This window comes from Paracoccus saliphilus (assembly GCF_028553805.1).
GTDB classification, from domain to species: Bacteria; Pseudomonadota; Alphaproteobacteria; order Rhodobacterales; family Rhodobacteraceae; genus Paracoccus; species Paracoccus saliphilus.
In genome coordinates, this window is the sequence record NZ_CP067140.1 from 2107947 (window position 1) to 2120548 (window position 12602).

Genomic DNA, 12602 nt, shown 5'->3' on the forward strand with positions numbered 1-12602 from the left:
GGGCGCGGACGATGCCGCGCCGTGCCGTCTCAGTTCATCTGACAATCGGCGACGTAGTTGTCCTGGTAGTCGTCGAAGATCTTCTTGACGACCGAGGTGGCGAATTTGCCGTCCTCGCGCTTGACGACTTCGGTCAGGTAGAAATCCTGCACCGGAAAGTGGTTCGGCCCAAAGCTGAAATCGCCACGAACGGACGTGAAGGGGGCCGATTCCAGCGCCGCGATCAGTGCATCCTTGTCGGCCACGCCGCCCGCCTCGCGCAGAGCCGCGTCGATCAGATAGGCGGTGTCATATCCCGCCATTGCGTAGCTGGCTGGAACTTGGTCGAACTTTGCCTCGTAAGCCTCGACAAACGCCTTGTTTTCCGGGGTGTCCAAATCCGGGGCCCAGTTCGATCCGCCAAAGAACCCAAGTGCCGCGTCCTGTTGGGCCGGCAGGGTCGATTCATCCACCGTGAAGGCCGAAAGGAAGGGGATCGTCTCGAGTCCCGCCTGACGGTATTGCTTGACGAGGTTCACCCCCATCCCGCCGGGCATGAAGGCGAAGACGGCGTCCGGCTGCATGGCAGCGATCTGAGCCAGTTCGGCCGAATAATCCAACTGGCCAAGCTGGGTATAAATCTCGCCCGCGATCTCGCCATCATAGCTATGCTTGAACCCGGCGAGGCTGTCCTTGCCCGCCTGGTAATTCGGTGCCAGCAGGAAGACGTTCTGGTAGCCCTCTTCCTGCGCATGGGCGCCCATGACCTCGTGCATCTGGTCGTTCTGATACGAAGTCGCGAAGAAATTCGGATTGCACTCTGCCCCGGCATAGACCGAAGGCCCGGCATTGGGGCTGATCAGGATCGCGCCGGAATCGGTCACCGGCTTGTGAATCGCGCCAAGGATATTGGAAAAGATCGGCCCGACCACGATATCGACCTCGTCGCGCTCGACCAGTTCGCGCGCCTTGTTGGCGGCGATATCCGGTTTTTGCTCGGCGTCGGCGATGACGATCTCGGTCTTCATGCCGCCGATATCGCCAATCTCCTCGGCTGCAAGCTGGAATCCGTCGCGGGACATTTCCCCTAGAACCGCGCCGGGGCCGGACAGGGTCAGGATCAATCCGATTTTCAACGTATCGTCATCCTGCGCCATGGCCGGACCTGCAAGACAGGTAGTCGCGGCAAGCAGGGCAATGATGTTCCGGGAATGGGTCATGGTCACTCTCCTGTTGGGACATGCCGCGTTGACCGCAGCGCGTTCTGTTCCACGCTAGAACGCATCAACAGGAGGTTCAAAGTCAAGAAATTATTTTAGGCTTGAAATAATAACTCTGGGAAAAGGGCGATCGGCCGCCCTCTTTCCAAGTATAGCAAGGGAAATCAGAAGCCGAAGGAGAACCGGCGCACGACACCTAAACGCAAGGAAGGCTGCCATTCTTCCTGAACGATGGGCGAATCCCCGGCGTCGCCGATCAGCTTGCCATATTCGACCTCGCCCAGAATCGCGGTCTTGTCGTTGATCGCATAGCGTGCCTGGAACTTGACCGCGGCAGAGTTGATCCCACCGCCCGGCTTGTATTCGCCATATTCGCGAGCAATTTCTTCAGCCGGAGAAACGCCGAAATAGGTGTTGTTATAGTCGGAATCGCCATAACCCAGTTCCAGCCCGGACCACAGGGTAATGCGGTCGCTCAGATCGGTACGGTATTTTGCGCCCAGCTCGCCGGTCAGACCGGTATGCCCTTCAAAACCCTTGCGGACCGAGCCGTAAGCCGTCACCGGCCCGGCACCATAGCTGACCTTGCCGCCGAGTTCATAGGCGCGCTCGATTTTATCCGTACCTGCCAGCGCGGCATCGTCTTCGGGCTTGCGCTCTCCGACCATTCCGAAGGAAGGCGAAACCGAGAAGCCCTGCTTCTCACCCTCTCCCGCGGCGCCGAAACGGGCGTTGCGCCAGATCAGCCACGGCGTGGCCTCGGCATCCTCGGCCCCCGGATAGACCGGCTTGCCCGTCACACCGAGGCCAAGATCGACGGAAAAGTCCTGGGCAGCAGCAGCAGTCGCCATGGGCATGGCAAGAAGGGCAATGGCGAGAAGTCGTTTCATGGAGCGATCCGGGTTTCGGGTGGGAAGAGTCAATACGCTCTCACTAGTGGCGAATCGGCGCAGCGCGCAAGCGGTGGTTACCCCCTCCATATCACAGTTTTGCGTGATACGCATTTCGGCAACAGTGCCTCAGCCCTTTTCCGCGCGTTCGAGATTCTCCAACGCGTTCATCCAGATAGTTTCGGCCCGCGCCATGGCCCCGACCGCCTCTGCGTGTTTGCGCCCCCATTTCCGGGATTCCACCGGGCTTTCGTATACCTCAGGATCAGCCAGTTTCTTGTCAAGCTTCTCCAGCATCTCGGTCAGTTTCTGCACCCGCTCCTCGGCCCGGCGCACTTCGGCCCGCAACCCCTGCAATTCATCGCGGGAGGCACGCTTGGGTGCCGGTTTCGGGGCTTCGGCCGGTTTCGGCTTTGATGGCTGGTCTCCGGTCAGCAGGAAGCGACGGTAATCGTCCAGATCCCCCTCATATCCCGCAACCCCTCCATCATTGACCAGCCACAACCGCTCGGCGACCAGCCCCAGAAGGTGCATATCGTGACTGACCAGCACCACCGCGCCGGTATAGTCGTTCAGCGCCAGTGACAGCGCCTCGCGGCTTTCGATGTCCAGGTGGTTGGTCGGCTCGTCCAGCACCAGCAGATGCGGCGCATCGATGGTCGCGATCAGCAATGACAGCCGGGCCTTCTGGCCGCCCGAAAGGCGCGCGACCCTCGTTTCGGCCTGCGCCTCCATCAGCCCGAAACCGGCCAGCCGGGCACGCAGCCTTGCGGGCGCCTCGTCGGGGCGCAGGCGGCGGACATGATCCAGCGGGGTTTCGTTCAGCGACAACTCGTCGACCTGATGTTGGGCAAAATAGCCGACCCGCAGCTTGCCCGCAGCGGTAACCTTGCCCTCCATCTCTGCCAGCCGCTTCGCCAACAGCTTCGACAGCGTCGATTTCCCCTGCCCGTTCCGGCCCAGAAGCGCGATCCGATCATCCTGATCTATGCGCAGGTTCAGCCGCCGCAGCACGGCCCGGTCGCCATAACCCACCGCGACATTCTCCATGGCGATGATCGGCGGGGACAATTCCTCGGGCTGTGGAAAGCTGAAGCGGTGAAACTTGGCCTCTTCGGGCGCGGTGATAGGCTCCATCTTGGCCAGCATCTTGACGCGGGCCTGTGCCTGCCGCGCCTTGGAGGCCTTGGCCCGGAACCGGTCCACGAAACTTTGCAGATGCGCCCGCCGGTCCGCCTGTTTCTTGGCCTCGGCGGCCTGAAGCGCCCGTTTCTCGGCGCGCAACCGGGCAAAATCATCATATCCGCCGGTATAGAGTGTCAGCTTGCGGTGTTCGAGATGCAGGATATGGCCGACCGCGCGGTTCAACAGCCCCCGGTCATGGCTGATGATGATGACCGTATGCGGATAGCGGGCCAGATAAGTCTCGAGCCACAACGCGCCTTCGAGGTCCAGGTAGTTGGTCGGCTCGTCCAGCAGCAGCAGGTCGGGCTGCGAGAACAGAACTCCGGCCAGCGCCACCCGCATCCGCCAGCCGCCCGAGAAATCGCTGGTCGGGCGGGCCTGGTCCGCCGTTGAAAAGCCCAGCCCGTCAAGGATCGAGGCCGCCCGCGCCTCTGCCGACCATGCGTCGATATCGGCAAGCCGCGTCTGGATCTCGGCAATCCGATGCGCATCGGTGGCGCTCTGGCTCTCGGCCATCAGCGCCGCGCGTTCCTTGTCCTCGGCCAGAACCGTGTCCAGAACAGAAACCGAGGTGCCCGGCGCCTCTTGCGCAACGCCACCGATACGGGCGCGCGACGGCAGGGTGATCTCGCCGCCATCAAGGGCCAACTCGCCCCGGATCAGCCGGAACAGGGTGGTCTTGCCCGCCCCGTTGGGACCGACAAGGCCGACCTTGTGGCCCTCGGGAATGGTGGCCGACGTGTGCTCGAACAGCGGGCGGCCCTGAATGGCGAAGTATATGTCATCGATACGCAGCATGGGTGCGGAATGACCCAAGCAGCACCGCGCGTCAATGGCCCGACGGAAGTCGCAGCAACACTGTAAGCCGGTTGCATAGCGTTATGTGATATTATAACAGTACTTGTCGCGACACCTTCAACCTCAAACAAATGCAGGACGATGCCATGACCCAAGCCAACCGCCTTCCCGTGACCGTGCTTTCCGGCTTTCTGGGCGCGGGCAAGACCACGCTTCTGAACAATGTCCTGAACAACCGCGAGGGACTGCGCGTGGCGGTGATCGTCAACGACATGTCCGAAGTGAATATCGATGCCGACCTGGTCCACTCCAGTCTGGGCGGAACCGGGGCCGGGCTGGCCCGCACCGAGGAAACGCTGGTCGAGATGTCGAATGGTTGCATCTGCTGCACGCTGCGCGAGGACCTGCTGGCCGAGGTGCGCAAACTGGCAGAGGCCAGGCGCTTCGACTATCTGCTGATCGAATCCTCGGGAATTTCCGAACCCCTGCCGGTCGCCACCACCTTCGAATTTGCCGATCAGGACGGGCAGAGCCTGTCCGACGTGGCGCGGCTGGACACGATGGTCACGGTCGTGGACGCGGTAAACCTGCTGAACGACTTTTCCAGCCATGATTTCCTGGCCGATCGGGGCGAGGTGGCAGGTGTCGGCGATGATCGCAGCCTCGTGAACCTGTTGACCGAGCAGATCGAGTTCGCCGACGTGGTGATACTGAACAAGATCACCGATGCCGGGCCCGAACGTGTCGATGCCGCGCGCAAGATCATCCGCAGCCTGAATGCCGATGCCCGGATCGTCGAGACCGACTATGCCCGCGTCGCGCCCGGCGATATCCTGAATACCGGGCTGTTCGATTTCGACCGCGCGCATGAACACCCGATGTGGATGAAGGAACTTTACGGTTTCGCCGATCACACGCCCGAGACCGAGGAATATGGCGTCACATCCTTTGTCTACCGCGCCCGCCGCCCCTTCGAGCCGCGCAAGATATACGAGGTGCTGAACAGTCCCCTGCCCGGCGTGATCCGCGCCAAGGGGCATTTCTGGATCGCCACGCGCCCCGATTGGGTGGCCGAATTCTCGCTGGCCGGAGCGATGTCCAGTGTCCGCCCGCTTGGGACCTGGTGGGCCTCCGTTCCGCGCGACCGCTGGCCCGGACATGCGCAGGCGCGGGAATACCTGGCCCAACACTGGGCCGAGCCATGGGGAGACAGGCGACAGGAATTGGTCTTCATCGGCAGTGGCATGGACGAGGACCGCATCCGCCTGCGCCTGGAGGCCTGCCTGATCGGCGAGGAAGCGGGGGACGATCCAGCGCGATGGACCGGCATGCCTGATCCCTTCCCCGAATGGCGCCGAGCCGAGGAAGTGGCAGCATGACGATGCTGATCAATCGCCTGGCCACCGCCATGAACAGTTCATCCGATCCGCGCATATTGGGTTCGGTGACGATGAGCGGCGTTGCGGTCGCGCTCTGGCAGCGGCGGTCACCTTTTGATTTTCAGGAATGGCTGGACGGATTGGACAGCGCGCGACTGCCTCGCCTGCGCTGCCGCGCAGCCTTGCCGCAAGTGCCGGATGCCGTGCGTCAAGCCTGCGTGGAGGCGGGTACTCCGCCCGGCCCGCAACGCGAGATATTGATCGCCGATATCACCGACCTGTCCCGGCGCGCCGCCGATGTCACCAATTCCCTGATGGTCGATCTGCGATTGGATGTCAGCAGCGGCCAGCCCTGTCCGAAATGGCATCTGGATGCGGTTCCCGCACGGCTTTTATGCACATTGCGGGGCGCGGGCACGCAATTCGGCCCCACCCGTACCGGAGAGGAGCCTACCCATATCCACCAAATGCGACCCGGAGATGTCGGCATGTTCCGTGGCCGGCTCTGGCCAGGAGATGAAATATCGGGAATCCTGCATCGCTCGCCACCGGCCGACAATGGACAAACGCGACTGCTGGCCGTCATAGATCCGGTCGACGAGGCGGGCTCATGTTGAACCGGTCGAACCATTGCAAGGGTGGTAATCTGGGCGCGACGACGCAAAACCCGCATCGCAGAACCGGCGACCCCATGGCACGCTTCGATTCCCTGCCCGCTCCGGTCAGGCGCTGGATGGCCAAAGCGGCACTCCCGTGGTCGCCAGCGTCTTGCCGACGGCTATGGACACGCGCGCGACGCGCCGGAGCCTCGGTCGATGAGGCTCTGGTGGTATTGGACCAGGCGGAACGGCGGGCATTGGAACGCGAAACCGAACGCCGCGCCGCCTGATGGGGCGCGGCGGATCACCTGAGCTGAAAGCGGTTTTGTCAGCCCGCGATCAGCAACGGCTGATTTTGGCGCAGATGCCGCATGGCCAGCTGCCGCGCGGTCCTGCCTGAACTCAGCGGTCTCGCGGAATCGGGGCGTTGTCCGGCGTGATCGCGATTGCGCAACTCCGGGAACAGCGTAAAGATCTCTTCCCGGGCAGCCATGCCCACCGATTTCAATGCCTCCGGCCCGGTGTAGAGACTCTCGGTCTCGGCGGCATTCGCGAATACGACTTCGTGACGGTCAAACAGCATGTGGAAATATTCGACCTCATGAACATCCTCGGCGATCTCGATCCCCTCGATTTCCACGAGGTGCTTTGCCGCGACCAGAATTTCCATCGTGCCGAACATCCGCTGCGCGATCTTCGAGCGCACCAGCACGCGATGCTGCGGGCTGACCAGCAGATCACGCGACGGCGTATTTTTACCCAGTGCCCCCTCGCGGATGCGGATCGGGCGTATATTCGGTCTCGCCCGCAACTCTGCGGCAGACAGCCTTCGTGAACCGATCCAGCGAATCGGTTGCAGGCCATTGTCCCCTGTCAGGATAAGATCGCCCTCGCGAAGCTCCTCGACCGCCACCGCACCGCGATCCGTCGAAATGAGCGTGCCTCGGGCAAAGCAAGGGACAGGCGCACCGGAATCCGAATCCATGATGGTCGACGCAAGAAGCGCCCCATTTCCTCCATTGAGAGGAAACTCTCCGTCAGCGGATGTATAACCCGCATCCAGGCTGGCCGGCTGGCCATGTATGGCCATTTCCGTTGCAAGATTATCCATGAATTCTTGGTTATATTCGATCAGCAACTCCTCGGGGCCACCCGAGGCCGGTCTCACGATCGCGAATTGCCATGATCCGGGAATATAGACCCGCTCGCCATCCTCGAAGGTCACGAACATATAGTTCGTGCCCCCGCCAGCGGCGTAATACGGGGCCTGGTTTCCCGTGTCCTCATATTTGATGTTACGGGCGAGATGTTCCTCGCCGTCCACATAGACAGGCACGTCAGTGTATTCGTGCGGGTCCTGTTCCCCCGTATTGTTATACGGGTTGGCAGGATCGTTGGTATAAGGCAGTCGCGACTCCGTACCCGCAGCATCGGCGGTCACTTCTACGGTGTCGCTTTCCCAGTTCGCCTTGAACTGGAAGCCGCTGTATTCCGTCGGATAGGACGGGTTCGGCTCAACGAACCGGTTGAATTCTGTCATCGAGAGCAAGAAGTGGTTTCCGGACATATCGGTTCCCGTACTGGTTAAACTATTTGCCGCACCTCTCCCCGCCGGAATGAAAACCATGCGAGGATAGAAAACGGTATATGAAATACTGTCAGTGCGTGAACCACATTAATGGTTAACGGTCAAGTGCTTGCAACCAAACGTTGAATTCTATCCAAGAACACGCCTAGAGGCTGAGCAAACCACCGTCGCCATATGACGAACTGGTCAGCCTACAACGCCTCGTTGCGCAAGCGGGGTTCGAATGGCCAGTTCCAGATTTCTCGACGCGGTGCCGACGCCAGGCACGCATCGCGGCGCAGTTCCCGCCGGAGGCTCGAGGCGGTCATCCCGATCCGCCGTAACCCGTTCCTGCGTGAACAGCATCCGTATGCGAGCCTTCACATCCCGAAGGCTCGCGAAAGCTCTCGAAGCCCACAGCTCAAGCGTTCTCTCGACAGACAATCCCGACATCCATGGCCTCACCCACATCATGGTAGCCCATCGATTCAGAGATCAAAATAAAACGCAGCTATAATACTGTCGATCAATCGGCCGGTTCAGAGCTCAGCACGCCACGGCGGATCTGGTCTTCCTCGATCGACTCGAACAGGGCGCGGAAATTGCCCTCGCCGAAGCCGTCATCACCCTTGCGCTGGATGAACTCGAAGAAGATCGGGCCGATCACGGTCTTCGAGAAGATCTGCAGCAGGATCCGCGTCTCTCCGCCGCCGACCACCCCTTCGCCGTCGATCAGGATGCCGTGTTTCTTCATCTGATCGATGGGTTCCTCGTGGCCTTTGACCCGCTTGCGCGACATCTCGTAATAGGTTTCCGGCGGTCCAGGCATGAACGCCATCCCCGCATCCGAGATCCGGTCGGTGCCGGCATAGATATCCTCGCTGGCGATGGCGATATGCTGGATGCCCTCGCCATTGTATTCCTTGAGATATTCCTCGATCTGGCTGTGATCGTCGGTGGATTCGTTGATCGGGATACGGATCTTGCCATCGGGCGAGGTCAGCGCGCGGCTGACAAGGCCGGTCTGCTTGCCCTTGATGTCGAAATACTTGATCTCGCGGAAATTGAACGTGTCGTGATAGAACTTGTACCAGGTATCCATGTTCCCGCGGATCACGTTATGGGTCAGGTGGTCGAGATAATAAAAGCCAAAGCCCTCGGGATAGGGATTCGCCTCGCCCAGCCAGTCGTAATCCGCTGTGTAAGCGCTGCCCTCATCGCCATAGGTATCGATGAAATACAGCAGCGAGCCACCAATCCCGAACACCGCGGGCGCCTCGATCGACTTGCCGGGTCCGGTATATTCCTCGGCCCCCAGATCGAGCGCGCGCTTCAGCGCCGCCTGCGCATCGACGACCCGCCACGCCATGGCGGGCGCGCAGGGGCCGTGCTTTTGGACAAAGCCCGCCGCATGACTGTCGGGATCGGCATTCAACAGGTAGTTGATATCGCCCTGACGATAGAGGGTGATGTTCTTCGACTTGTGCTTTGCCACCGGGGTAAAACCCATCTGGCGAAAGATGGTATCCAGCTTTTCCGGCTCTGGATGGGCATATTCGACGAATTCGAAACCGTCGGTCCCGGCCGGGTTGGCCTTGCTGATCGTGGCTTTCGGGGCATCATGCGGGAAAGGACCCATTTGCTCCTCCTGTGACTGAATGATCTGTCTTGTCTCCAGAATGCCTTCGGATCGCTGCAAGAAGGTTGCAAGTTATGTCATCTTCGCGGCATTATCGCATGAAACATGCACGATCATGCGGAGTAGCGCGCGAAATGCATCTGGATGGCTTTGACATTGCAATTCTTGCCGCATTGCAAAGGGACGGCGCGATGACCAATGCCGCTCTGGCCGAGGTGGTGAACCTGTCGGCCTCGCAATGTTCGCGCAGGCGCTCCGCGCTGGAACAGGCGGGCGTGATCGAGGGGTATTCGGCGCGTCTGAACGCGGCCCAACTCGGCTACGGGCTGCGCGCCATCATCAGGGTGAACCTGTCCAGCCATGGGCAAAGCAAAGAGGACGACTTCGCCCGTTTCGTCGCCAGCCATCCGCAGATCCGCTCGGCCTTTTCGGTTTCGGGCGATGCCGATTACGTGCTGGATATCCGCACGCGCGACCTGGATGCCTTCGCCGATTTCGTCCACCGTCACCTGCTGCCGCATCCGCAAGTCTCGCAGGTCCGGTCCGAGATCGTCCTCAAGACGCTGAAGGATGATCGCGGGATCGCGGTCTAAAGCGAGTCGCGCTTTATCGACCTCACTCTCCCTGCTTCTTCTTCATGTAAATATCCCGGGGGTCCGGGGGCAGCGCCCCCAGCCATCGCGGGACGCAAATGCCCGGCATCTCCGGCTCAACGCGACGGGCTCCAGCTCGCCTCTACGCCGCGTTAACGATGAAATAACCGAGGGAGCGCCCGTTGCCGGTGTACGCTCTGTGTACAGAGGGTGTACATCTCGTGTACGGATGTCACGGCCAAAAACCCAGCATTTACAGGCTGAAATCGCGACAAGCGCCGGGCCGTTGCGTTTAGCAACGAGCGCCCCTGTTGCGTGGCGGATCTTAGCCCGCCAGAGCCCCGATCAGCGCCTCTACATCCGCCTCGGAGGTATCCCATGCCGTCACCAGCCGGACCGGCACCGGGTCCAGCCCTTCGGCGGATTTGTCGGGCCAGAGGTAATAGATCGCGCCTGCCTGTTTCGCCCGCTCATGCGCCTCGGGCGGGATGGTCGCAAACACCGCGTTGGACTGGACCGGAGCCAGCAGCGAACCGCCCATCATTATGATTCCGTCTGCGACCAATCCTGCCATACGATTGGCATGGCCTGCCAGTTCCAGCCACAGCCCATTCTCGACCAGCGCCAACATCTGCGCGGCAAGGAAACGCTGCTTGGAGAATACATGCCCCGATTGCTTGCGGCGATAGTCGAATTCCTTGGCCATATCGGGATCGAAGAACACCACCGCCTCGGCCCCCATCGCACCATTCTTGGTGCCGCCAAAGCAAAGCGCATCGACGCCCGCGCGCCATGTCACATCTGTCGCCGAACATCCCAACGCCGCCACCGCATTGGCAAATCGCGCCCCGTCCATATGCAGGGGCAGCCCGGCATCATGCGCCACACGCGCCAGCGCCGAGACCTCCTCAGGCGTGTAGATAGTGCCCCATTCTGTCGCATTCGTGATTGAAATCAACCCGTTGCGCCCGCCGTTCAGCCCATCCGCCGCGCCGCGCCACATGGCATCGGCCAATGCGTCGGGCTGCATCTTTCCGTGCTCACCGGGCAGCGTCACCAGCTTGGCGCCGCCGGTAAAGAATTCGGGCGCGCCGCATTCGCTGGTCTCGATATGCGCGTCCCGGTGGCAGTAAATCCGCCCGTAGCGCGGCGCGAGCTGCCCGCAAACCAGCGCATTCGCCGCCGTCCCGGTCGCAACGAAGCGGACCACCGCGCGCGGCGCCTCCAGCGCGTCCCGGATCGCGGCCTCGGCGCGGGCCGTCACCGGATCAGCGCCATAACCCATCACCGCGCCGTCATTGCAATCCGCCAGCGCGGCCATAACCGCCGGATGCGCGCCATATGTATTGTCGGAGGCGAAATTCATGACAAATCCTCGATGATATGTTCTTCCCAATCCTCTTCGGACATGGCCGCCTCGCTGACGGTCCAGCCACGCACGCTGACCCCGGCCCGATGCACCGATTCCGGATCGCCCGAGATCAGGTAATGCCATTCGTACAAAGGCTTACCCTCGTGGCGCAGCCGGTATGCGCAGGTCACGGGCAGCCACCATGCGATCTCTTTCAGCTTTTTCGGCGTCAGCACCACGCATTCAGGCACGTAATCATGCCGGTTCTCGTAAGAGCCGCAGCGGCAGGCATGACCGTCCAGCAGCTTGCAGGCAACGCGGGTGAAGGCCAGCTCGCCCGTGTCCTCGTATTCGATCTTGTTCAGGCAGCATTTGCCGCAGCCATCGCAAAGCGCCTCCCACTCGCCGGGGGTCAGTTGCGAAAGCGGCAATTCCCAGAATCTCTCGCGCATCACGCGCCCGCCAGAACCGCGCGCGCCTGATCCGCGTCGTCGGAGATCTGGTCGATAAGGACCTGGATACTGTCGAATTTCGCCTCGTCTCGCAGGAACTCGACCAGTGCGACCGACAGGTGCTGGCCATAGAGATCGCCATCGAAATCAAAGAGATGCACTTCGAGGTTTGGCTCGTTCCGGCCAAACATCGGGCGCACGCCAAGGCTTGCCACGCCCTGGCAGGACAGCCGGTCGGGACCGGTCAGCACATCGACCAGCACCGCGTAGACACCGAGACGCGGCAGATGCAGCCCCTCCATGCGCATATTCGCGGTGGGCCAGCCGAAATCACGGCCGCGCTTGTCGCCATGGACGACCTCGCCCTCGATCCGGTGCCAATGGCCCAGCATCCTCTCGGCATCGCGGGTACGACCGTCGGTCAGGGCCTTGCGGATCGCGGTCGAGCTGTAATCCTGCCCACCGGTTCCCACCAGTGGAACGGCGGTGACGCCGAATCCCAGTTCTGCTCCCAGATCCATCAGCGTCTGCGCGTCCCCCGCACGATCCTTGCCAAAGCAGAAATCGGCACCCACCGTGACATGGCGAACTCCCAGCCCTTCGACCAGCACTTCGCGGGCAAAGCCTTCGGGCGTCAGCCCGGCCAGCACGGCGTTGAAGGGCAATTCGTATAGTTGCTCCACGCCCAAGCGTGCCAGGCGATTGGCGCGGGATTCGGCATTCATCAGCCGGAAGGGCGGCGCATCGGGTGCGAAGAACTCACGGGGATGAGGCTCGAATGTCAGGATACCGAGAGGTGCGTCGGCCGCCCTTGCCGCCGTCTCGATCACCACGCGATGCCCCAGATGCACGCCGTCGAAATTGCCCATGGCAACCGTCGCACCACGGCTATTGGCTGGCAGGCCGGTCCAGTCACGATGGATCTGCAATGCGCCCCCTATCGGGGCCAC

Annotated in this window: 12 protein-coding genes; 4 read left to right on the forward strand and 8 right to left on the reverse strand. The window is 61.6% G+C overall.

Annotation, left to right across the window (positions count from 1 at the left end; genetic code table 11):
• Positions 1–29: 29 nt before the first annotated feature.
• The 3 genes from JHX88_RS10090 to JHX88_RS10100 form a co-directional block, all read right to left on the reverse strand.
• A complete protein-coding gene (locus tag JHX88_RS10090; protein WP_076524171.1) occupies positions 30–1199 on the reverse strand; it encodes an ABC transporter substrate-binding protein in 1170 nt (389 codons plus the stop codon).
• A 164-nt stretch (positions 1200–1363) separates the two neighbouring features.
• Positions 1364–2089, reverse strand: coding sequence for a MipA/OmpV family protein (locus tag JHX88_RS10095; protein ID WP_076524169.1), 726 nt, complete (start codon positions 2087–2089; stop codon positions 1364–1366).
• A gap of 129 nt (positions 2090–2218) precedes the next feature.
• Entirely contained in the window at positions 2219–4072 is a 1854-nt protein-coding gene (locus JHX88_RS10100; RefSeq protein ID WP_076524168.1) for an ABC-F family ATP-binding cassette domain-containing protein, read from the reverse strand.
• Positions 4073–4218: 146 nt separating this feature from the next.
• Between JHX88_RS10100 and JHX88_RS10105 the strand changes: the two genes are divergently transcribed.
• Genes JHX88_RS10105 through JHX88_RS10115 form a run of 3 tightly spaced genes read left to right on the forward strand, consistent with a single transcriptional unit; the run spans position 4219 to position 6340 of the window.
• The gene (locus tag JHX88_RS10105) at positions 4219–5451 is read left to right on the forward strand and encodes a GTP-binding protein (protein ID WP_076524536.1); all 1233 of its coding nucleotides are present in this window, start codon (positions 4219–4221) and stop codon (positions 5449–5451) included.
• Positions 5448–6068: a DUF1826 domain-containing protein gene (locus JHX88_RS10110; RefSeq protein ID WP_076524166.1), complete on the forward strand. Its 621-nt coding sequence runs from the start codon at positions 5448–5450 to the stop codon at positions 6066–6068. Before JHX88_RS10105 ends, JHX88_RS10110 begins: the two co-directional genes overlap by 4 nt.
• The gene (locus JHX88_RS10115; protein ID WP_272848236.1) at positions 6062–6340 is read left to right on the forward strand and encodes a DUF6525 family protein; all 279 of its coding nucleotides are present in this window, start codon (positions 6062–6064) and stop codon (positions 6338–6340) included. The genes JHX88_RS10110 and JHX88_RS10115 overlap by 7 nt, the downstream gene beginning before the upstream one ends.
• A gap of 38 nt (positions 6341–6378) precedes the next feature.
• Here JHX88_RS10115 and JHX88_RS10120 read toward each other — a convergent pair whose 3' ends face one another.
• Both JHX88_RS10120 and hppD read right to left on the reverse strand, forming a co-directional pair.
• Positions 6379–7617: a Hint domain-containing protein gene (locus tag JHX88_RS10120; protein WP_272848237.1), complete on the reverse strand. Its 1239-nt coding sequence runs from the start codon at positions 7615–7617 to the stop codon at positions 6379–6381.
• Positions 7618–8143: 526 nt separating this feature from the next.
• The gene (hppD, locus tag JHX88_RS10125) at positions 8144–9256 is read right to left on the reverse strand and encodes a 4-hydroxyphenylpyruvate dioxygenase (protein ID WP_076524165.1); all 1113 of its coding nucleotides are present in this window, start codon (positions 9254–9256) and stop codon (positions 8144–8146) included.
• 191 nt (positions 9257–9447) lie between these two features.
• On the opposite strand from hppD, the gene JHX88_RS10130 reads away from it, so the two are divergent.
• Entirely contained in the window at positions 9448–9849 is a 402-nt protein-coding gene (locus JHX88_RS10130; protein ID WP_272848238.1) for an Lrp/AsnC family transcriptional regulator, read from the forward strand.
• 325 nt (positions 9850–10174) lie between these two features.
• Here the strand turns inward: JHX88_RS10130 and JHX88_RS10135 are convergent, their stop codons facing one another.
• Genes JHX88_RS10135 through JHX88_RS10145 form a run of 3 tightly spaced genes read right to left on the reverse strand, consistent with a single transcriptional unit; the run spans position 10175 to position 12581 of the window.
• Entirely contained in the window at positions 10175–11215 is a 1041-nt protein-coding gene (locus JHX88_RS10135) for a threonine aldolase family protein (RefSeq protein WP_076524161.1), read from the reverse strand.
• The gene (locus tag JHX88_RS10140) at positions 11212–11652 is read right to left on the reverse strand and encodes a YcgN family cysteine cluster protein (RefSeq protein WP_076524160.1); all 441 of its coding nucleotides are present in this window, start codon (positions 11650–11652) and stop codon (positions 11212–11214) included. The genes JHX88_RS10135 and JHX88_RS10140 overlap by 4 nt, the downstream gene beginning before the upstream one ends.
• Positions 11652–12581 carry a bifunctional riboflavin kinase/FAD synthetase gene (locus JHX88_RS10145; RefSeq protein WP_076524158.1) on the reverse strand — a complete coding sequence of 310 codons (930 nt, stop codon included), beginning with the start codon at positions 12579–12581 and terminating at the stop codon, positions 11652–11654. Before JHX88_RS10145 ends, JHX88_RS10140 begins: the two co-directional genes overlap by 1 nt.
• Positions 12582–12602 lie beyond the last annotated feature (21 nt).